This window comes from Cellulomonas timonensis, assembly GCF_900046455.1.
GTDB lineage: Bacteria > Actinomycetota > Actinomycetes > Actinomycetales > Cellulomonadaceae > Cellulomonas_A > Cellulomonas_A timonensis.
The window spans coordinates 819,980-838,398 of sequence record NZ_FCOT01000012.1; the positions used below are offsets into that span (position 1 = coordinate 819,980).

Here is an 18,419-nt window from a genome sequence, read left to right on the forward strand (position 1 = left end):
CCGGTTAGGCGTACTGTCCCCACCAGTGGGTTCGTCATGCCCACGAGAGGCCCGGCCGGGAGGCTGGGCCTTCGTGCTGTCCGGGGTCGTGCACCTCGGGCGCAGGTCGCCCCGCTCCGGCGGGTGCTGGGCTGACGGGCCTCGGGGGTCGGGGTCATCGAGCGTCGCGCGACCCGACGCCGTCAGCCCTCCTCAACACCCCAGCCCGCGCGCCGGATCGGACACACCCGAGCGGCCATGAGCTGCACTGCGCCGAGACCGCGTAGGGCTGGGGGCCAGCAGTGGACGACGACGACCCGAACATCCTGGGCAGCCGCCGGTGGAAGAAGCTCGTCGACGAGCTCTGCCCGCCGGGCTCGGTGTGCGGGATCTGCAAGGGCGCGCGCGGGCCGATCCTGTTCGACGTCCGACCGCGCCACCCGCTGGGTCGCAGCCTCGATCACATCCGCCCGCGCAGCCTGGGCGGCGACGTCTGGGACCCGGCCAACCTGCAGCCGGCGCACTACGGATGCAACGCCGGCAAGCGCGACCGAGTACCCACACAGACCAACCTGCGCGGCTGGGAGTGGTGACGTCTCCGCAGGTCAGGGCCGATTTTCTGAGAAACGGCCTGCGTGGCGACCCGCGCATGTCCATTTTTTCTCACCCACCTGGGGCGCCCCGGTGGGGGAACCACGCGTGTGGTCCGGGTAGGAGGTGAGCCACGTGCTGATCGAACCCACCACCGGCGCGGTGATCCTGCACGGCGACACCCCCGGCCAGCCCGGGTACCGGCGCAAGTGCCGGTGCTCGATCTGCCGCGCCGGTCACGCCGAGCACAACCGCGCCTGGCGCGCGGCCAAGCGCCGACGCGAGACCGACGAGGCGCTCGCGGACGCCGAGCCGCTGGTGCCGCTCGTCCCGCCCGCCCCGCCGGCGGACCTGCAGTCCGTGCCGACGATCGACTTCGACGCGACCGCCGGCACGCTCGAGGCGGCCTTCGACCTGGACCTCAAGGAGCCCGACAGCAGGGTCGCCTTCGCGCGCACCCTGGTCGGTGTCGCCCGGTACAACGCCCGCGTGCTGGACCAGGTCCCGCTGCACGGGCGCATGGACCTCATCTCGCCTGTGCAGATCCGCCTGCTAGACGTGCTGCAGCGCATCGGCCTGCTCGGCTTCGCCGGGTTCGCCGACGGGCCCAGCCCTGCAGGCGGCGAGCAGGGAGCCGGGGACGGCGACGGCGTGGCAGCCGCGGCCGCGGCGATGCTCGCCCAGCTGGCGGGCCTGACGCAGCCCGGGGTGCAGCCAGATGCACCCGTGGACCAGTAGGGCCGGGGGCAGACCGGAGGCGGTCCCTCTCTACGCGACCGAGCGCAACCCGACACGGGCGACCCTCGGGCCGCGCGTCGCGAAGATCGCCGAGTTGCAGGGCACGCCGTTCATGCCCTGGCAGCGCGACGCGATCGACATCGCGTACGAGATCGACCCCGCCGACGGCGGCCCCTGGTACAAGCGCGTCGTCGTCATCGTCCAGCGCCAGGCCGGCAAGACCACTGTCGTGCGCACGGTGCAGCTCGACACCTGCCTGTTCCACCCCAACGCCACCGTCCGGTACACCGCCCAGACCAAGGGCGACGCCATCACCCGCCTCGAGCACGACTTCTACGACCCGATCTCACAGACCCCACTGGCGGCTTTCCTCGACCTTCGGGTCGGGTCCCGCAAGAAGGGGAAGCCAGGCTTCTACGCGAAGTCCGGCAGCGAGTCGATCGTGTTCGCGAACGGCTCCCGCTGGGGCGTCGGCGCCGTCAAGCTCTCCTCCGGTCACGGCCCAACGATCGACAACGGCGTGATCGACGAGGCGTTCGCCCACCCTGACGCGCGCCTCGAGCAGTCGATGTCGCCGGCCACCGGCCCGCGCAGGCACGCGCAACTATGGATCGCATCGGCTGCCGGGAACTACGCGAGCACGTACCTCAAGCGCAAGGTCGACGAGGAGCGCTCGCGGATCACGGTCGAGCGCACCCGCCCGCTGCACCTCCGCCAGTCCCGGACGATGTACCTCGAGTACGCCGCACCCGAGGGCTCCGACCGGGAGGACCCGGCGACCTGGTGGGCATGCCACCCGGCGCTCGGCTACACGATCGACGAGGCCTTCCTGCGCGCCGAGCTCGAGGCCTACGCCGCCGAGCCCGACGAGTTCAACCGCCCGTACTTGGGCTGGTGGCCCCAGCGCAAGGCCGCCGAGTGGGTCATCCCCGAGACGACCTGGATGGCCAACAGCGTCGAGCCGGACGAGCTTGCCTACTCCGGTGAGCCGGTCTGGTCGATCGACGTCGCACCCCAACGCGACGTCGCGTCCATCGGGCAGGCCGGCCGCGGCCTCGAGGGCCGGTGCTTCGTGGATGTCCCGGACCGCCGGGTGGGCCCTCCCGTGTGGTGCGTCGAGCGGCTCGTCGAGCTGCGCGAGCGGTGGGGCGGCAACCACGTCGGCCTCATCGACTCAGCCCGGTCCCTGCAGGTGGACCTCGAGTCCGAGGGCTTCACCGTCCACCTGCTCGGCGCGCAGGACCGGATGGACGCATGCGGCGCCTTCTACGACGACGCGTTCGACCACCGCCTCCGGCACGTGCAGGACGAGCACCTGACGGCCGCGCTCGCAGCCGCGACGAAGCGATTCATGACGCAGGAGGGCGGCTTCGTGTGGACACGCGGCCGCTCGCTGGACGACATCACCCCGCTCTATGCCGCGACCGTCGCCCGCCACGTGTGGGTCAAGGTCGCCGGCGACCTGGACTACGACCCGATGGACGGCATCGGCTGAACGGAGGTGGTGGGCATGCGGACCCTGACAACCGCGCTCGAGGTGGGTGGGGCCGTGCTGGTCATCGCTGGCGTCGCGATGCTGAGCGGTGCGCTCGCGCTGATCGTGGCCGGCGCCGCGGCGCTGGTCTTCTCCTGGCGGCTGGCCGCATGAGCCTGCTGTTCGGGCCACGCAACCGGGCGCTGACATGGCAGGACGTGTGGGGCGGGGGTGGGCCGAGCGCGGAGGACGTGCGCGGCGACCGCGCCTATCAGGTCATCCCCGTGTACTCCGCGATCTCGCAGATCGCGGACTCGCTGTCGACGATGCCGATCGGGCAGTACGAGGGCGGCCCAGGGGCCACCCGGCGGGAGGTCGCCACGCCCTCGCCGATCGTCGTCAAGCCCGACCCCACCCGGGAGCGGGTCGACTGGCTACACCAGGGCGCCGGATCAGCACTGCTGCGCGGGAACGCCTTCGGCCTGGTGACCGGGGTGTGGCCCAACCCCACGTCGGTGACCTGGTTGCACCCGGACCGGGTGTACGTCGACGAGACGGGCGTGGAGCCGCTCTACCACCTGGGAGTCCCTGGACAGGGCAAGCCCGCTCGGCGGTGGCCGCACGGCCCGATCTTGCATGTGCCGGCGTTCACGGTGGCCGGGTCGTGGAAAGGGCTGTCGCCGCTCGAGTTGTTCATGCTGCGGTTCGAGACCTGGGCGATGTCGGCGGGGTACGGGCACGACTGGTTCAAGTCGAATGCCCGGCCGTCGGGTGTGCTGCAGAACCTCAAGGCGAGCCTGACCAAACGGCAGGTGGCCGAGACCAAGGACCAGTACCTCGCGTCGGTGAGGGCGCACGAGCCGGTGGTGCTCGACCAGAACTGGTCGTGGACCGAGCTGTCGATCAAGCCCGGCGAGGCGCAGTTCCTCGAGACGATCAAGGCGACCTCGACGCAGATCGCTGCGATCTACAAGGTCGCCCCGGAAGACGTGGGCGGGGAGTCGGGCTCGTCCAAGACGTACTCGAACCGCGAGCAGGACCAAGCCCGCTACAACGTCCGCGCGCTGTTGCCGTGGATCGTGCGGTTCGAGGCCGCGATCACGTCGCTGCTGGCGCGCCCGCAGTACGTGAAGTTCAACATGGACGCCCTCTCGCGCCCTGACCTGCTGACCCGCATGCAGGCCCACGAGGTCCAGCTGCGCACCGGCGTCGAGACGCTCGAGGAAGCCCGAGCCGCCGAGGACCGCCCACCGCTGGACGACGAGCAGATCGCCGCGTGGCTCAGCCGCTACGCCAAGGCGCCCCAGCCGGGGCAGATCGGAGGTCCCCGTGACTGACATCGAGGCGGTGCGCCGGCGGGGGTTCGAGCAGCCCGTACGCCTGCGCGCAGCACCCGAGGGGTCGGGCTCGCCCGGAGTGCTGGCTGGGTACGCCCTGCGGTTCAACCAGCTCTCGCGTGACCTGGGGGGCTGGTTCGAGGAGATCGACCCCGCGGCCGTTGACCTGGCCACCACAGGCCGGGTGCTGTGCCGGTGGAACCACGACTCGTCCGGCCTCCTGGGGACCACCGACGCCGGCACGCTTCGGCTGCTCGTCGACGGCGAGGGTCTGGCCTACGAGAACGACCTGCCCGGCACGAGCCTGGGCCGTGACGTCGCGGTGCTCGCCGAGCGCGGCGACGTCGCCTACTCATCGTTCGCGTTCCGGGTGATGCCCGGGGGCGAGCGCTGGTACATCGACGCCGAGGACCGGCTCGTGTGCCGCGTGCTGGCCATGTCGCTCATCGACGTGGCGCCCGTGGCGGACCCCGCCTACTGGGCGTCCAGCGCAGGGATGACCCGCTCGATCGACGTCGGGCAGATCCGCTCGACGCTGACCGCGCCAGCCCCCACCGACACGTCCGCCGCTGACCGGCTGCGGACCGAGCTCGCCTGGGCACACGCCCTGGGCGATCGCATCACCACCCACTGAAAGGACCTGGCACATGCCGGAGCAGGACACCCTGGTGCGGTCGCTCGACGAGCGATTCCGCACCGTCAACACCGAGATCACCGAGATCCTCGAGCGGGCCGTCAACGGCAAGCGCGAGCTCTCGGCCGAGGAGCGGCTCAAGGTCGACGGCCTGTCGACCGAGCGCGCGCAGATCAAGGACCAGGCCGACGAGGTCACCCGCCACCACCAGCTCCTCGAGGAGACCCGCAAGGTCCTCGACGAGCTCGGCGCTCTCCCGTCGGAGAACATGCGCGGGCTCTCCCTCGCGCAGGAGTTCGCGGCGAACCTGCGCGCGGTCGCGGCCGGCAAGAGCACGGAGACCGAGCTGCGGGCCCGGATCACCGCGCCCGGTTCGCGCGTCCGCGCGCTGGGCGTGGACGTCACCGGCGGCGGGCGCGAGCTCGTCCCCGTGGACTTCGCCGCCATCCTGATCCGCAAGCTCACCGAGTCCCTGGGCATCTTCAAGGCCGGGGTCACGACGATCACGACCTCGCGGGACAAGTGGACCGCCCCCCGGGTGATCACCGACCCCACCGCCGTGTGGGTCGAGGAGAACACCACCATCGGCGGCACCGCCCCCACGTTCGACACGAAGTCGATCGAGCTGCACAAGGCCGGCATCCTGCTGCAGGTCGCCAACGAGCTGCTCAACGACGACGCGACGGACCTGCTGACCTACCTGGCCGAGGCAATCGCCAACGCGCTGCAGCGCGCGGTCGGGTCGGCGATGGTCTCGGGCAACGGCACCGGAAAGCCGTTCGGGATCGTCGGACGGGTCACGACCGGGGTCACCGGCGCCGGGAACGCGGCCACCGCCGAGGAGTTGCTTGCGCTGAAGTACTCGGTGGCCGAGCACTTCGCCAACGCCCCCGACGCGGCCTGGCTCGTGAACCGCACGTACCTGGGCCAGCTCCGCGCCCTCAAGGACGCCTCGGGCCGGTTCCTGTACAACCCGGCGGTGACCGTCACCCAGCCCGACGTCTTCGACGGCAACCCCCTGTACTCCGACTCCAACGTCGCGGCCCCGGCCGCGGGCGCCAAGTCGGTCCTGTTCGGGGACTTCTCCGGGTACTACCAGCTCACCGGCAACGCGATCTCGTTCGCCCGCTCGGACGAGTTCGCGTTCGACAAGGACCAGGCGACGTTCCGCGGCCTGGTGCGGGTCGGCGGGGACCTGGTCATCCCGGACTCCGTGAAGGCCTTCCAGGGCAAGGCCGCCTGAGCATGGGCGACTACCTGGTCAGGTACCCGATCTCCGGGACCCGCAACGGCGAGCCGTGGCCCGACCGCGGCGAGCGGATCGAGCTGCCGGACGCCGAGGCGCTGGACTACCTCAACGCCGGCTACATCACCCCCGCCCCGATCGAGGGCCCGGCCACGGCCGCGATCTCCGACCCGGTGGGTGCCGAGACCGGCAAGGCGCGCGCACCGCGCCCGGCGGTCAAGGCCGCGGAGAAGGCCGAGGCCGCGGCAAAGAAGGCGGCCGAGGACCTCGCGGCCACAGCGGCTGCCGACGCACTGGCTGCCGAGCAGGCCGCCAAGGACGCCGCCGCCACGGCCGCCAATGGTGGTCCGGCGGACGCCGGGAAGGAGTAGCCGTGCCGTGGCCGATCTCCGCAGACGATGTCCGGACCGAGCTCAAGTGGCCAGCCCACACGGGTGAGGGCCCGGACCCGGTGGCGATTTTCGCCACCGGGGCATGCGCGCGCATCGAGGCGGAGATCGGCCCACGGTCGGGGCACCCCGTCCTCAGACGGTCCCGGGGGCCGGCCTCGGCAGTGGTACTGCCGTGGCCGGCCGCCACTCTGGTCTCCGTCACGGTCGGAGGCGTCGAGCTGGACGTGGGCCTGTTCGACCTGGACGGACCGGCAGGCATCGTCTACGGACGGTTCGGCCGGGGCGCGATCGTCGTCACCGCGACCGCACCGAACGACGGTGTGCCGGAGTTCGTCGAGCTGGCCGCGCGCGTCCTGGCGGCGACCTGGGTCAAGCAGTCCAAGGTCGGACCGCCGACAGCTCGCTCGAGGGGCACCGAGCCTGACGGCAGCGACGTGCTGCAGGGGTTCGCGATGCCCCGCCGGGTCTCGGAGATGATCCGCCCTGAGGTCCCGTCCGGGGGGTTCGGATGAGCGCCGGCACCGGCACGCACAAGACCGCGGGCGCCGGGGTGAACGCGGTCAAGACCGCCTTGCACACCCGGATCGTGGCGGCGCTCGCGGCCGCCGGCGAGGACGAGGTCGACGCCGCGTTCGGTTTCCGGTGGCCGGCGCAGTGGGACGACACGATCGCGGTCACCGCGGTGCGTGCCACCCCGCAGGAGGACACGCTCGGCCCGCAGCGGCGCCGTCAGGTGGACGTGCAGGTCGACGTGAACATCGTGTCGTACCGGGTGACCGACGACGAGAAGGTCACCCACGACCGGGCGTTCGGCCTGCTCGACGTCGTCGACCAGGCGATGCGCGCCGAACCCACCCTCGGGGGCGTGGCCCTGTGGTGCTTCTGCGGTGAGGTCCAGTCCGACGGGGCGACCGCGGAGGACGACGCCGGCGAGGGCCGTGTGACCGAGATCGCCGCGACCTACGAGGCCCGCATCATCGTGAGCAGCTGAGGAGCAGCCATGCCGAAGTACAAGAACATCTCGCCGCTGGGCGCGCTCGAGCTCCCCCTGATCGGGAGGGTCGTCGAGCGCGGCGAGGTCATCACGGTGACCACCACCCAGGCGCGCCACCTGGCAGGGCAGACGGACGCGTGGCAGCCCGTCAAGGGCGCCCCGGGCACCCAGGACCCGGCCGAAGTCCCAGGCCCGCAGGACGCCGCAGACGGCGCCACCACGACGCAGGGAGAGGGTGAGGGCGCGTGAGCATCCAGTCTGACTACACGGTCGGCCTCGGCAAGGAGTCGGTCTACGGGCAGCCCGTGGCCCCGACCCGGTTCTTCGAGGCGGACTCCACCCTCAAGGAGTCCATCACCACGGTGCAGGGCTCGGGCATGCGCCCGGGCCAGCGCGTCGCGCGCGCCTCCCGGCGGGCCGTCGTCAAGCGCGAGTCCGCCGGGGACATCACCCTGGACACCATGTCCGTCGGGCTGGGGTACCTGCTCGGGGCGTTCTTCGGCTCGACGACGACGACCGCGATCGGGGCCACCGCCGCCCTGCAGCAGGTCCACACCCTCAAGGCCACGGACTTCGCCGACTCGTACACGATCCAGCAGGGCATCCCCCGGCTCGGCTCGGACACGACCGACGCCTACACCTACGCCGGGGCCCAGTGCGGCTCGCTGGACATCGAGGCCAAGGCCGACTCGATCGTGTCGGTGAAGACCTCGTGGATCGCGCGTTCCCTGTCCCTCGAGCAGGCGTACGCAGCCCCGTCCTACCCCGCGGACGTGGACCTGTTCACATTCGTGCACGGCCGGGTCGCGATCGGCGGCGCCGCGTTCACCGCGCCGACCACGACGGCGATCGCATCGGCCGGGCCCGCGCTCGCGGAGATCCGCGACGTGAGCGTGTCCCTGAAGAACAACCTCGACGCCGGCGGGTTCAACCTCGGCGGCGCTGGCCGGCGCTCCCGGCCGGCGGCGCTCGCGGGCGGGAAGGACGACGCGGTCACGGGCTCGTTCACCGCTGAGTACACGGGCCGGGACTTCGTCGACGCGTACCTCGACCAGGAGGACCTGTCCCTGGTCCTGACGTTCGAGGGGCCCACGATCGCGACGGACGTCCGCGCGCTGCTGCAGATCGCGGTGCCCCTGGCCCGCCTCGACGGGGACCTGCCGACCGGCAACGGCGGGGACGTCATCACCGTGTCCCACCCGTTCAAGGGGTACACCCCCGAGGCGGGGCAGCCGGTGTACGCGGTGTACCGCTCGCTCGACACCGCGCCCTAGCCATGGCACGCCGCTCGTTCGTCCGGTGGTCGCGGCAGCCGACGCAGCGTGCCCAGTTCGGCGACGCGCCGGAGATCACCCTCGAGGCGAAGAACTTGCGGGAGGTCCTGCAGGCGGCCAAGGACGTCTCGCCCGCCCTGGCCCGCCAGCTGCGCAAGCGGCTGCGCGGGTCGGGCGAGGCGATCATCGCTGCCCAGCGGGCCATCCTCGACGGCCCCCTGCCGGGCAACGCGGCGAAGTCCGGCACTCGCCTCAAGCTCGTCGCCGCGTCCGACAACCGCAAGGCGTACCTGCGCAGGGTCAATGTCTACAAGGACGTGGCCACCAAGCGCACCCGCTCGCGCGGCATGCGCGAGTCGATCAAGGCCTCGCTCAAGACGCGGGTGGTGGCCGGCACGAGCCGCCAGGGCGTGAACGTGCGCGCCGAGACCCGCGTCGCCGGCGTCATGGCGATCCAGTGGCAGGCCCGCCGGTTCCGCCACCCCGTCTTCGGCGGCGAGGAGTTCGTCGACCAGAAGGGCCAGCCGTACTTCTGGGGGCCCGCCGTGGCCGGCCGGGAGGCGGCCAAGGCCGAGATCGAGAAGGCGATCGCCGACGCGCTCGGCGAGGCCACCTAGACACGAGGAGGACCCCTGTGGCGAGGATCACCGCCAACGGCGTGGAGATGCGCGCGCACACCCTGTTCACGGCCCCTGGGCGGGCCGTGGCGGCGCTGCAGCGCGAGACCGGCATGAAGCTCCAGGAGCTCGTCGACCGGGCCAAGAGCAAGGACGCGGACTCCGAGACCTGGTCGCTGAAGGTCACCGAGTTCCTGTCCGAGCAGGCCCGCGGCAACCTGCTCACCCTCGAGCAGATCTGGGACCGGCCGCTGCCCCTGTACGTCCTGGACGCCGACGAGCAGCGGCGAATCGAGGAGGCCGGCGCGGCGGAGGTCCCTACGCCAGCCGGGACGGACATCCCGGCGCCCGACACCAGCGCCGAGCCCGCCCCGGCGCGGAAGACCTCGAGGTCGTCCGCCTCAACGCCAAAGAGCCGTGGCTCGAGGGGCAAGTCCGCGGCCGGCTCCTGACCGTCCTGCGCCTGTTCCCCGGGGTCACCCCCGAGTCGGTGCACGACCTGGAGTGGCTGACCTGGTCGTACATGGCCCTCTCCGTCGACGAGTACCGCGCCGAGACGCGACGCCTGCATGAGCAGGCCGAGCGCGTCGGCCGCACCGGTAGGAGGTAATCGTGGCGGCAAGCGGCGCCAAGGACTTCGTGGTCAACATCCTCGGCGACAGCGAGGGGGTCGACAAGACCTTCAAGCTGTTCCAGGACAACGCCGGCAAGGCGGCCGCCGGCGCCGCGGCGGCGTTCGCCGGTCAGCAGATCGGCAACGCGCTCGCGGCGAACCTGGACGCGGAGCGGATCAACGACGAGCTGACGGCCTCGCTCGGTGCGACCCCTGCCCAGGCCGAGGCGTGGGGCGCCGCGGCGGGGGCGCTGTACCGGGATGCCTACGGGGAGAACCTGGGTGAGGTGTCGGCCGCGGTCGAGACCGTGGTGTCCTCGATCGACGGCATGCGCGAGGCCTCTGAGCAGGACCTCGCCGACGTCACGGGCCAGGCCCTCGACGTGGCGAAGGCCTTCAAGGTGGACGTCGCCGATGCCGCCACGACCGCCGGCTTGCTGGTCAAGTCGGGGTTGGCGGGGAACGCGACCGAGGCCCTGGACCTGATCACTGCTGGACTGCAGAAGGTCCCGGTCGCGCTGCGTGGCGATGTCCTGGAGGCGACCAAGGAGTACTCGACGTACTTCGCCCAGCTCGGTCTCGATGGCGACCAGGCGATGGGGCTCCTTGTCGCTGCGTCGGCGAACGGGACCATCGCGATCGACAAGACGGGTGATGCGCTCAAGGAGCTCACCATCCGTGGGACCGACATGTCCAAGGCCAGCGTCGAGGCGTACGAGGCCGCTGGACTGTCCGCCTCCGACATGGCCGCGAAGTTCCTCGCTGGCGGCGACGTCGGCGCCGAGGCGCTCTCCCAGCTCGTCGGCGGGCTGCAGGGCATCACGGACCCGGCGGCTCAGGCGAACGCGGCGATCGCGCTGTTCGGCACGCCGATCGAGGACATCGGCACCGACAAGATCCCCGAGTTCCTCGCCTCGCTGTCGGCCGCGGAGACCGGCCTCGGGGACACGGCCGGCGCGGCGGCCGCGATGGGCGAGCAGCTCAACGGCAACCCGCAGTCGTCGGTGGAGTCGATGCGCCGCTCGGTCGAGGGCTGGGTGCAGGACCTGGTGAACCTGCCCGGCCCGATGGGCGACGCGGCACTGGCGACGCAGGCCTTCGGCGGGGACACCCTCAATTTGGTCGGCTCGGTCGGCATGGCGGTCGTCGCGATGCAGTCCATGAACGTGGCCAAGACCGCCGGCGCCGTGGCGTCGGGGGTGGCGACCGCGGCCCAGTGGGCGTGGAACGTGGCCATCACCGCCAACCCGATCGGGTTGATCATCGTCGGCATCGCCGCCCTGATCGCCGGCATCGTGCTCCTGGTCAAGAACTGGGACACCGTCAAGGCGGCCGGGGCCTCCGCGTGGGAGTGGATCAAGGGCGCGTGGTCGGATGCCGGGGGCTTCTTCTCGGGCATCGGCTCCGCGATCTCCCGGACCTTCAAGGGCTCGTTCAACGCGGTGGCGGGGTTCTGGAACGACTCTGTGGGCAAGGTCGGGTTCACCGTCCCTGACTGGGTTCCCGGCGTCGGAGGCAGGAAGTTCTCCGTGCCCCGGATCCCGATGCTCGCCTCCGGTGGGGAGATCACCGCCGCTGGCCTGGCCATCGTCGGCGAGGCCGGACCCGAGCTGCTGAGCCTGCCTGTGGGCGCCGAGGTCATCCCGCTCTCCGGCAAGGGCACCGCCAACGGGTCGGAGTCGGCAGGCGCCGGCAACGGGAAGCGCGTCGACGTGCGGATCGGCACCCTTAACACAGGCGCCGATCCCGCGGAGATGTGGGACGAGATCGAGTGGAGGGCCCGGCGCTGATGAGCACACCCACCCTGAGCGACTGGCAGGGCCAGATCGACGGGCTGCTCATCGGCGACGGCACCCCATACCAGATCGTCGAGCTGGCCGGACCCGACGGGCACCCGCCGGTGCTCTCTGACGACGAGCCGTACCCGACGTCCGACGGGGAGTTCTCTGGCGACGACACCATGTCCGCACGCACGATCACCCTGCAGCTCGAGGTGATGGCCGACATGGGTGTCACCTACCGGGACGCGCTCACGGCTCTGCGGTGGGCGTGCCGGCCCAAGCGGGTCGTCGACGCGTGGTTCCGGCTGCCGACGTGGGACACCCCGCGCCGGGCGCGCGTGAAGGTCCGGCGGTTCGACATCCCCACCGACCGCGAGTACGAGATGGGCCTGGCCACCGCAGACCTGCAGCTGCGCGCCCCCGACCCGGTGCTCTACGGCCCGGACACCACGGACGTGTTGGTGACCGGCTTCGCGCAGCCCGCCGGCGGGCTGCGGTTCCCGCTCTACACCAACGGCGCCGGCGTCGTCTCAGGCGTCCTCGACTACGGGCCACCGTCCGCCACCGGGCGCCTGACCGTGTCGAACCCCGGCACCGCAGACGTCGCCCCCGTGTTTGCGATCACCGGGCCGGTCCCCCCTCAGGGGTTCGACCTCGTGCGCACCGACACCCAGCAGCGGATCAGGTTCGCCGACCCGATCGCGACCGGCGCCACAGTCACGATCGACTCGGCCGACGGCACCGCCACGATCTCCGGTGGCGGCGACCGCGGCGGGCGCCTCACGTACCGCGACTGGTGGCTCTCAGCCCCCGGCGAGTCCTACGAGGTCGCGTTCGTCAGCCTCGGTGCCCACTCCACCGCGCAGCTGCGCATCTCCTCTCCTCCCGGATGGTGGTGACCACATGACCCTCTCCCGCTCTATGGGTGCCCGGCCTGACAGTGACTCGATCGGCACCACGACCCTGGACACCCGGCACGACTGGGCGGCGCTGCTCGCCTCAGCCGGGGCCGGGGCCATCCGCTCCGGCGTTTTCCCCGGGGCTCCCGCCGCCCTGGTGACCGGCACGGCCGGCCCTGGCTGGGCGTACAACGTCGCCCCCGCGTCCTACGCCACCTCCCGCGGTGCCACCGACGGCGCGCACGTGTTCCGCGGCGTCGGTGGCGACACCGTCCCCACGATCGCCGCACCCGGCACGGCCGGCGCGTCCCGCATCGACATCGTGTACGTGCACCAGCCGTCCAAGACCGAGAACGGCGACGCCAACTCCTACCCCGTGTTCGGGGTCGCGAACGGGGCCCCCGTCACCACGGGCAGCCCTATGCCCCCGACCATCCCCGCCGGCGCCTACGAGCTCATGCGCAACACCATGACCTCCGCTGCCACCAGCACCGCCTCGTCCGGCAACACGATCACCCAGACCTGGCGATACACCGCGCTCGCGGGCTCGCCGATCTGGGTCCGGAACGAGGGCGAGCGGAACGAGCTGACGTCACTGGCGTCGGCGTCCTTCCCGATCACGGTCGAGCGGCTCGATACCGGGACGTTGGAACGGAATGCCGGGAGTGGGTGGGTCGGGGTTGGGGGCCAGGCGCTCACCGTGGCACCCACCTACGAGCCGGGATGGGGCGACCTGTCGACTACGGGAGGGTTCGGTGCGCTGGCCGCGACGCGGTCAGCCGATGGGGACGTGACGGTGCAGGGCGTCGCCTCACGGCTCGGTCCCCCTCTCGCAGGGCAAGCCACGTCGGGCCTCATCGCCATGCTTCCGCCGGGGATGCGCCCGAAGGCGGGTCCAGGGGGTGGCACGCTGTTCGGCGCAGCGCTGGGGCACTTCACCATCTCGGGGTTGTACCGGGTCAACTTCGGCGTCGATGGGTCGATCACCGCTCAACTTCCCGACGGGAGTCTGACCACCTGGGCGACGGGTGGCTACATCGCCCTGCTCGGTGCGAGCTTCAAGGCGGCCTAGTCATTCGCCCGGATTCGGCCGGTTCACGACGGGCGGTACGTGACGTCCACGAACATGCTGTCGCCTGGGGCCCACACCCAGGGGGTCGTCGGGCTGATCCCCACCACCGGTGATCCGTAGAGGATCTGGATGTTGCCGGAGGACGTCATGACGGGGTAGGCCGGGTACACCTGGCCCGAGGACCCGCTGACGAGGCTGCCCCAGCCCGTGATCCGGTAGGTGATCGTCCCCGCGCCGGTCCAGGTGGAACCGACGGGCAGCGAGAACCGCGGCGTTGTCGGGAACGTCGCTCCTGAGGTCCCGAAGACCCACAGGTTGCGCAGGTGAATCAGGTCGCTCTCGCGGCGCCACTCGGTTGACGCGAGGGCGAGCCCCCCCGAGCCGACGGCAAACCCGAGCGGGGCGGCGTTGTAGGTCACCCACGGCGTGGTCATGGTGGGCACCCATCCACTCCCGGCATTCCGTTCCAGATCAGGAGATGGTGGCGCGCCAGGTCGAGGCATTGATGCGTGCGGCGCCCGAGGACGAGAACACCCGGCCGCGTATCCGCAGCGTGCGGGGTACCCCTGCGCGAACCCGCACCGGCCAGGAATCCAGCACGGTCCCGAGCCGGGTGATGCCCGACTCGAAGAACTGGCCGATGCCGACGGGGACGCCGTCGAGCTCGATCGTGTACCCGAAGAGGCCGAACCCCGCCGTCACCTGGGCCACGTCGAGCTCTGCCCGCGCCGTCAGCACCCCACCCCGCGACGGCGTGATGATCCACTCCGACCCGGTCAGGACCACCTCGGCGGTCGACGAGACAGCCTGCGACGTCGGTATCGCTGTCCCGAGGGTCACGGGCTCCCCACCCGCGAGCCAGTCCCATCCACTCCCGGCATTCCGTTCCGACAGCAGGGAGGCCTCGTGGCGCAGACCGTGATGTGTGGACAGCTGACGACCGGTCGGCGGCTGACGCAGCTGCCGGTGCTGTCGGCGCCGTGGTCGGTGGGCCTGAACGAGGCCGGCACGATCGAGGCGACGATCAAGCTGGACGACGAGCGGGTCCGGGCACGCAAGGAGCTGCTGCTCGCGCTCGAGCCGGCGCGGTCGTTCCTCGCGGTGCTCGCGGGTGACGACGTGATCGAGGCTGGTCCGATCTGGTCGCACTCGTACAACGACACGAAGCGGACCCTCACAGTCCGCGCGGCCGGGATGCGCAGCGTCTTCGACCACCGCGTCGTGATGAAGATCCTCGCAGCGGGTGAGAACCCCGCGGGCACGGCGATCACGTACACGGGCTCGTTCGCGGACATCGCCCGCAAGCTCGTGCGCCTGGCGCTCTCGCATGTGGGTGGTGGGCTGCCGATCATCGTCGGGGTCGACGAGGGAGGCGCGCAGACCCGCACGTACGCGGGCCACGAGCTGGGCCTGGTGGGTGAGCGGCTGCGTCAGCTGACCGGGGTGCTCGACGGCCCAGACATCGCGCTGCAGCCGCGGCTCAGTGACGACCGGCAGGGCATCGTGTGGGAGATGCGTACGGGCACGGCGCTCGATCCGCTGCTGCACCAGCCGGGCTCGTCGACGTCGTGGGGCGACGCAGACTGGATCTGGGACAACCGTGCGCCGAGGTCCGGGATCCGCTCGCTCGACGTCACGCGTGACGCAGGCCGCATGGCGTACCGATCCTGGGCGACAGGGCAGGGCATGGGTGAGGCGCTGCTCATGGCGATGGCCGACGACACCGAGCTCCTGGCGCACGGGTACCCGCTGCTCGAGTCGACGTCGGCGCACCAGACGGTCGAGACGCCCTGGGTCCTGGACATGCACGCGACCTCGGACCTCATCTCGCACATGCGCCCGTGGACGACCTGGTCGCTGTCCGCGCGCACCGACCGGACCCCTCCCCTGGGGTCCTACCGGGCTGGTGACTGGGCCAAGATCTGGGTCCCGGACGACCACCTGTACCTCTCCCAGTACCTACAGGCCGACTTCTACCGGACCCGGATCGTCGGGTTCTCCGGAGGCCTCGGCACTGCCGTCAGAATCGACCTCGCACCCACGATGGATGTCCGATGAGCCAGTGGTCCGGCGCCCCCCAGGCGTCCCAGTTCGCGCCCACCGCCCGCGGCCTCGAGGCGCTGTTCCAGCGGCTCGAGACGATCGAGCTGCAGCTGCGCGCCCTGACTGGCGCGAACATCCTGTCGCCGGCCGGGATCGGCGTCGACCTCGAGGGCATGACGATCGCCTCATCGCTCGCGGTCACCGGCAACATGCTGGTGCAGGGCACCCTCGCGCTGCCCGCCGGGATCATCGGCAACGAGGCGCTCGCAACGCCAGTCGGCTGGGGCTACGCGACGGACGCTCAGGATGGCTTCGGCGTTGGGACTGCGTTCTCATCGCTGGCTCCGGCGAGCTTCGTCGTGCCCCCCGGGTTCACCTCGGCGGCCCTGCTCGTCTTCGGGAAGGTCCGGATCTTCAACCCCAACGCCACCGCCGACTGGCTGAACATCGAGTGCGGCATAGCCGGCGCGCTCAGCGGCGGCATGCCCGAGCCCCTCCCCGCCGGGTACTCGGCCCACGAGATGCTCGGCGTCATCCCGCTGACAGGGATCACCGGCGGGCAGACGCTCACCACAGCTGTGCGCATTCAGGTGCAGTCGACTCCGCTCGCCCCCAGGGCCGACAACCTCGCCTACACGCGCTCGGTCGCCTTGTACTTCCGAGGCTAGGGCGCGGGCACCGGGTCGCCGGCGTTGCCGCTCAGCGCGGGCGGCAGCTCGACCTGCGGCGGCGGCGGGAGGTCCGGGGCCGGCGGCAGGTCGGTCAGCGGGGGCATCTGCCCCGGGGTCCCGGTGTCAGGGACGACATCCACGGGGGTCTCGACCGCGGGAGTCCCGGGCTGCGGCACGACGGGCTGCGACGCTCCCGGCGCCACGTCGGCTGGTGGGGCGGCCGGCGGTGTGGTGGGTGACGGCGCGGGCATGGGTGCCTCCTGGGTCGGCTCGGGGCTCACGGTCGGGGACGACGTCACCGTGGGCGCCGCGCTCGCGGACTCGGTCGCGACGGGCTTCGGCGCGTCGTCGTCTGCGTTGGCGATCGCCGCGGCGGTGACCCCGCCTGCGATCACGAGCAGTGTTGCGCCGGCCCCGATCAGTGCACCCCTGAGTTCCATGCTCGTCACCGTAGCCGTGCGCGCCCACGCGTCGCGGGGTGGTCGAGCGTTTCACCCGATCGGCACTCTCGCGGAGGTATCAGCTCGATGACGTCACAGGTCCTGATCGCGCTCATCACCTCGGTGATCGGGCCCGCCGTGATGGTGTTCCTGCAGCAGCGCACTCGCCGTGAGGTGCAGTCGGTGGCGGACCGCACGGACAAGGCCGTCGCAGAGCTCACGCCCAACCACGGCTCGTCCGTCAAAGACCAGCTCTCGCGGATCGAGGCGCAGCAGAGCGAGCAAGGGCGTGCGCTCGTGCGGGTGGAGACCGCGCAGGGCCAGGCCAGCAGGGACATCGGCGGCCTACGCGAGGAGATCCGCACCGAGCGCGACGAGCGCCTGGACCTCGCGGGCAGGGTCGGCGCGCTCGAGCGCCGCCCACGCACGCGCACCTGACCACCAGCACACCCACCCCGCGCCGCCTGGCGTCGGGGCCCGACCCATGCCAGGAGGCAGCCATGACCGTCGAGGTCATCTCGCGTGACGTGTGGGGCGCTCGCCGCCCGAACGGCGACAAGAACCTCAGCGGTGCCGCCGCCGGGGTGTTCGTGCACCACTCGGTGACGACGCACCTGCCTGAGGACGCCACGGTCGAGCAGGAGTGCGCCGAGATGCGCAAGCTCGAGTCGATCGGCTACTCGCGGTTTGGCGCCTTCGGGCAGGGCATCAGCTACAACCTCGTGGTGTTCCCCTCGGGGCGGGCCTACGAAGGTGTGTCGATGCACCGCCGCGGCGCGCACACTGACGGCCGCAACTCCGTCGTGCGGTCGATCTGCTTCGCCGGCAACTACCAGGCCACCGAGCCCAGCGCAGCGGCTGTGGAGACGGCCGCGCAACTGCTCGCGCACGGCAAGCTCGCGGGGTGGTGGACGGGCCTGATCCTCGGTGGCCACCGCGACATCAAGGCCACGAGCTGCCCGGGTAACCGGGTCTACCTCCTGCCGCTCGAGGCGATGAACGCGCGCGCGCGGGCACTGCTCGGCGGCGCCGCTCCAGTCGGCAACCCGGTGGTGCCGGCCCCGTCGACGGCGACCCGCTCGTCCTACCGGGTCTCTGGCGAGTACGTGCAGCGCGGGGACTACGGGCCCGGTGTGGGCGACGCTCAGCGCGAGCTCGCCCGGCTCGGCTTCTACCAGGGCGAGCTCGACGACGCTGCCGGCCCGCAGACCGAGACCGCGATCCGCGCGCTGCAGCTGGCTGCCGGCATCGCTCGCGACGGGGTGTGGGGCGATGAGTCCCGGGCCGCGGCCGCCGGCGTGCCGGACTACCCCGGGGTGACGGTGCTCGGCACCCGCCACACGGGCCGCACCGAGCCGTACCAGCAGCGCCTCGCCGACCGTGGCTGGCGGATCACCGTCGACGACTGGCACGGCGGCGGGACCGACAAGGTGCTCAAGGCCTTCCAGGCCGAGAAGGGCTTGACGGTCGACGGTGACGGCGGCCCGCAGACCTGGACCGCGCTCTACACCCGCCCGCTGTGACCCGCCGGGTCCTCACGCTAGCGGCCGCGGTTCTCGTCACCGCGGCCGCTAGCTGGCTCGTCCTCGCCGCCGTCGTGTGGCTCCTGCTCTATCCCGTCCGT

Annotated in this window: 24 protein-coding genes; 21 read left to right on the forward strand and 3 right to left on the reverse strand. The window is 71.6% G+C overall.

Going from position 1 to position 18,419, the window contains the following annotated elements:
• Positions 1 to 281: 281 nt before the first annotated feature.
• The 17 genes from BN3788_RS12190 to BN3788_RS12265 all read left to right on the forward strand — a co-directional run bounded on the left by BN3788_RS12190 (position 282) and on the right by BN3788_RS12265 (position 13,641).
• The gene (locus tag BN3788_RS12190; protein ID WP_066586280.1) at positions 282 to 572 is read left to right on the forward strand and encodes an HNH endonuclease signature motif containing protein; all 291 of its coding nucleotides are present in this window, start codon (positions 282 to 284) and stop codon (positions 570 to 572) included.
• 133 nt (positions 573 to 705) lie between these two features.
• Complete coding sequence (locus BN3788_RS12195) at positions 706 to 1,308, forward strand: hypothetical protein (protein ID WP_066586282.1); 603 nt, start codon at positions 706 to 708, stop codon at positions 1,306 to 1,308.
• The gene (locus BN3788_RS19325; protein WP_066586283.1) at positions 1,289 to 2,803 is read left to right on the forward strand and encodes a hypothetical protein; all 1,515 of its coding nucleotides are present in this window, start codon (positions 1,289 to 1,291) and stop codon (positions 2,801 to 2,803) included. Before BN3788_RS12195 ends, BN3788_RS19325 begins: the two co-directional genes overlap by 20 nt.
• Before the next feature lie 15 nt (positions 2,804 to 2,818).
• Positions 2,819 to 2,956 carry a hypothetical protein gene (locus tag BN3788_RS19330; protein WP_159066895.1) on the forward strand — a complete coding sequence of 46 codons (138 nt, stop codon included), beginning with the start codon at positions 2,819 to 2,821 and terminating at the stop codon, positions 2,954 to 2,956.
• Entirely contained in the window at positions 2,953 to 4,119 is a 1,167-nt protein-coding gene (locus tag BN3788_RS12205) for a phage portal protein (protein WP_066586285.1), read from the forward strand. Before BN3788_RS19330 ends, BN3788_RS12205 begins: the two co-directional genes overlap by 4 nt.
• On the forward strand, positions 4,112 to 4,753 hold the full coding sequence (locus tag BN3788_RS12210) for an HK97 family phage prohead protease (protein WP_066586288.1): 642 nt from the start codon (positions 4,112 to 4,114) through the stop codon (positions 4,751 to 4,753). The genes BN3788_RS12205 and BN3788_RS12210 overlap by 8 nt, the downstream gene beginning before the upstream one ends.
• Positions 4,754 to 4,766: 13 nt before the next feature.
• Positions 4,767 to 5,996 carry a phage major capsid protein gene (locus BN3788_RS12215; RefSeq protein WP_066586291.1) on the forward strand — a complete coding sequence of 410 codons (1,230 nt, stop codon included), beginning with the start codon at positions 4,767 to 4,769 and terminating at the stop codon, positions 5,994 to 5,996.
• Positions 5,997 to 5,998: 2 nt separating this feature from the next.
• Complete coding sequence (locus BN3788_RS12220) at positions 5,999 to 6,370, forward strand: hypothetical protein (RefSeq protein WP_066586294.1); 372 nt, start codon at positions 5,999 to 6,001, stop codon at positions 6,368 to 6,370.
• Between the two features lie 2 nt (positions 6,371 to 6,372).
• On the forward strand, positions 6,373 to 6,903 hold the full coding sequence (locus tag BN3788_RS12225; protein WP_066586298.1) for a hypothetical protein: 531 nt from the start codon (positions 6,373 to 6,375) through the stop codon (positions 6,901 to 6,903).
• A complete protein-coding gene (locus tag BN3788_RS12230; RefSeq protein ID WP_066586301.1) occupies positions 6,900 to 7,382 on the forward strand; it encodes a S8/S53 family peptidase in 483 nt (160 codons plus the stop codon). Before BN3788_RS12225 ends, BN3788_RS12230 begins: the two co-directional genes overlap by 4 nt.
• A gap of 9 nt (positions 7,383 to 7,391) precedes the next feature.
• Positions 7,392 to 7,634: a hypothetical protein gene (locus BN3788_RS12235; protein ID WP_066586307.1), complete on the forward strand. Its 243-nt coding sequence runs from the start codon at positions 7,392 to 7,394 to the stop codon at positions 7,632 to 7,634.
• On the forward strand, positions 7,631 to 8,659 hold the full coding sequence (locus BN3788_RS12240; RefSeq protein ID WP_066586308.1) for a phage tail tube protein: 1,029 nt from the start codon (positions 7,631 to 7,633) through the stop codon (positions 8,657 to 8,659). Before BN3788_RS12235 ends, BN3788_RS12240 begins: the two co-directional genes overlap by 4 nt.
• A gap of 2 nt (positions 8,660 to 8,661) precedes the next feature.
• Complete coding sequence (locus tag BN3788_RS12245) at positions 8,662 to 9,276, forward strand: hypothetical protein (protein WP_066586310.1); 615 nt, start codon at positions 8,662 to 8,664, stop codon at positions 9,274 to 9,276.
• 17 nt (positions 9,277 to 9,293) lie between these two features.
• The gene (locus BN3788_RS12250; protein WP_066586313.1) at positions 9,294 to 9,728 is read left to right on the forward strand and encodes a hypothetical protein; all 435 of its coding nucleotides are present in this window, start codon (positions 9,294 to 9,296) and stop codon (positions 9,726 to 9,728) included.
• A 160-nt stretch (positions 9,729 to 9,888) separates the two neighbouring features.
• Positions 9,889 to 11,679, forward strand: a complete 1,791-nt coding sequence (locus tag BN3788_RS12255) for a phage tail tape measure protein (protein ID WP_066586317.1) — start codon at positions 9,889 to 9,891, stop codon at positions 11,677 to 11,679.
• Positions 11,679 to 12,569: a phage tail family protein gene (locus tag BN3788_RS12260; RefSeq protein ID WP_147525124.1), complete on the forward strand. Its 891-nt coding sequence runs from the start codon at positions 11,679 to 11,681 to the stop codon at positions 12,567 to 12,569. The genes BN3788_RS12255 and BN3788_RS12260 overlap by 1 nt, the downstream gene beginning before the upstream one ends.
• A 22-nt stretch (positions 12,570 to 12,591) precedes the next feature.
• The gene (locus tag BN3788_RS12265; protein WP_066586323.1) at positions 12,592 to 13,641 is read left to right on the forward strand and encodes a hypothetical protein; all 1,050 of its coding nucleotides are present in this window, start codon (positions 12,592 to 12,594) and stop codon (positions 13,639 to 13,641) included.
• Positions 13,642 to 13,664: 23 nt separating this feature from the next.
• On the opposite strand, the gene BN3788_RS12270 is transcribed toward BN3788_RS12265, so the two are convergent.
• Together BN3788_RS12270 and BN3788_RS12275 are read right to left on the reverse strand one after the other, a co-directional pair.
• Positions 13,665 to 14,075, reverse strand: coding sequence for a hypothetical protein (locus tag BN3788_RS12270; RefSeq protein WP_066586326.1), 411 nt, complete (start codon positions 14,073 to 14,075; stop codon positions 13,665 to 13,667).
• Between the two features lie 37 nt (positions 14,076 to 14,112).
• The gene (locus BN3788_RS12275; RefSeq protein WP_066586329.1) at positions 14,113 to 14,481 is read right to left on the reverse strand and encodes a hypothetical protein; all 369 of its coding nucleotides are present in this window, start codon (positions 14,479 to 14,481) and stop codon (positions 14,113 to 14,115) included.
• A gap of 66 nt (positions 14,482 to 14,547) precedes the next feature.
• On the opposite strand from BN3788_RS12275, the gene BN3788_RS12280 reads away from it, so the two are divergent.
• Together BN3788_RS12280 and BN3788_RS12285 are read left to right on the forward strand one after the other, a co-directional pair.
• Positions 14,548 to 15,699, forward strand: coding sequence for a hypothetical protein (locus tag BN3788_RS12280; RefSeq protein ID WP_066586332.1), 1,152 nt, complete (start codon positions 14,548 to 14,550; stop codon positions 15,697 to 15,699).
• On the forward strand, positions 15,696 to 16,352 hold the full coding sequence (locus BN3788_RS12285; protein WP_066586338.1) for a hypothetical protein: 657 nt from the start codon (positions 15,696 to 15,698) through the stop codon (positions 16,350 to 16,352). The genes BN3788_RS12280 and BN3788_RS12285 overlap by 4 nt, the downstream gene beginning before the upstream one ends.
• Here BN3788_RS12285 and BN3788_RS12290 read toward each other — a convergent pair.
• Entirely contained in the window at positions 16,349 to 16,795 is a 447-nt protein-coding gene (locus tag BN3788_RS12290) for a hypothetical protein (RefSeq protein ID WP_066586340.1), read from the reverse strand. The genes BN3788_RS12285 and BN3788_RS12290 overlap by 4 nt on opposite strands.
• A gap of 87 nt (positions 16,796 to 16,882) precedes the next feature.
• Here BN3788_RS12290 and BN3788_RS12295 point away from each other — a divergent pair, with 87 nt between their 5' ends.
• Positions 16,883 to 17,233 carry a hypothetical protein gene (locus BN3788_RS12295; RefSeq protein ID WP_066586343.1) on the forward strand — a complete coding sequence of 117 codons (351 nt, stop codon included), beginning with the start codon at positions 16,883 to 16,885 and terminating at the stop codon, positions 17,231 to 17,233.
• Between the two features lie 62 nt (positions 17,234 to 17,295).
• Complete coding sequence (locus tag BN3788_RS12300; protein ID WP_066586346.1) at positions 17,296 to 18,318, forward strand: peptidoglycan recognition protein family protein; 1,023 nt, start codon at positions 17,296 to 17,298, stop codon at positions 18,316 to 18,318.
• The last annotated feature ends 101 nt before the right edge of the window (positions 18,319 to 18,419 follow it).

What these genes read in the sequence shown, in the direction of transcription:
- BN3788_RS19325 (WP_066586283.1), top strand. Translation starts at nt 1,289, where the DNA reads ATGCACCCGTGGACCAGTAGGGCCGGGGGCAGACCGGAGGCGGTCCCT.
- BN3788_RS12245 (WP_066586310.1), top strand. Translation starts at nt 8,662, where the DNA reads ATGGCACGCCGCTCGTTCGTCCGGTGGTCGCGGCAGCCGACGCAGCGT.
- BN3788_RS12285 (WP_066586338.1), top strand. Translation starts at nt 15,696, where the DNA reads ATGAGCCAGTGGTCCGGCGCCCCCCAGGCGTCCCAGTTCGCGCCCACC.
- BN3788_RS12300 (WP_066586346.1), top strand. Translation starts at nt 17,296, where the DNA reads ATGACCGTCGAGGTCATCTCGCGTGACGTGTGGGGCGCTCGCCGCCCG.
- BN3788_RS19330 (WP_159066895.1), top strand. Translation starts at nt 2,819, where the DNA reads ATGCGGACCCTGACAACCGCGCTCGAGGTGGGTGGGGCCGTGCTGGTC.
- BN3788_RS12260 (WP_147525124.1), top strand. Translation starts at nt 11,679, where the DNA reads ATGAGCACACCCACCCTGAGCGACTGGCAGGGCCAGATCGACGGGCTG.
- BN3788_RS12265 (WP_066586323.1), top strand. Translation starts at nt 12,592, where the DNA reads ATGGGTGCCCGGCCTGACAGTGACTCGATCGGCACCACGACCCTGGAC.
- BN3788_RS12215 (WP_066586291.1), top strand. Translation starts at nt 4,767, where the DNA reads ATGCCGGAGCAGGACACCCTGGTGCGGTCGCTCGACGAGCGATTCCGC.
- BN3788_RS12295 (WP_066586343.1), top strand. Translation starts at nt 16,883, where the DNA reads ATGACGTCACAGGTCCTGATCGCGCTCATCACCTCGGTGATCGGGCCC.
- BN3788_RS12290 (WP_066586340.1), bottom strand. Translation starts at nt 16,795, where the DNA reads ATGGAACTCAGGGGTGCACTGATCGGGGCCGGCGCAACACTGCTCGTG.
- BN3788_RS12270 (WP_066586326.1), bottom strand. Translation starts at nt 14,075, where the DNA reads ATGACCACGCCGTGGGTGACCTACAACGCCGCCCCGCTCGGGTTTGCC.
- BN3788_RS12220 (WP_066586294.1), top strand. Translation starts at nt 5,999, where the DNA reads ATGGGCGACTACCTGGTCAGGTACCCGATCTCCGGGACCCGCAACGGC.
- BN3788_RS12230 (WP_066586301.1), top strand. Translation starts at nt 6,900, where the DNA reads ATGAGCGCCGGCACCGGCACGCACAAGACCGCGGGCGCCGGGGTGAAC.
- BN3788_RS12205 (WP_066586285.1), top strand. Translation starts at nt 2,953, where the DNA reads ATGAGCCTGCTGTTCGGGCCACGCAACCGGGCGCTGACATGGCAGGAC.
- BN3788_RS12235 (WP_066586307.1), top strand. Translation starts at nt 7,392, where the DNA reads ATGCCGAAGTACAAGAACATCTCGCCGCTGGGCGCGCTCGAGCTCCCC.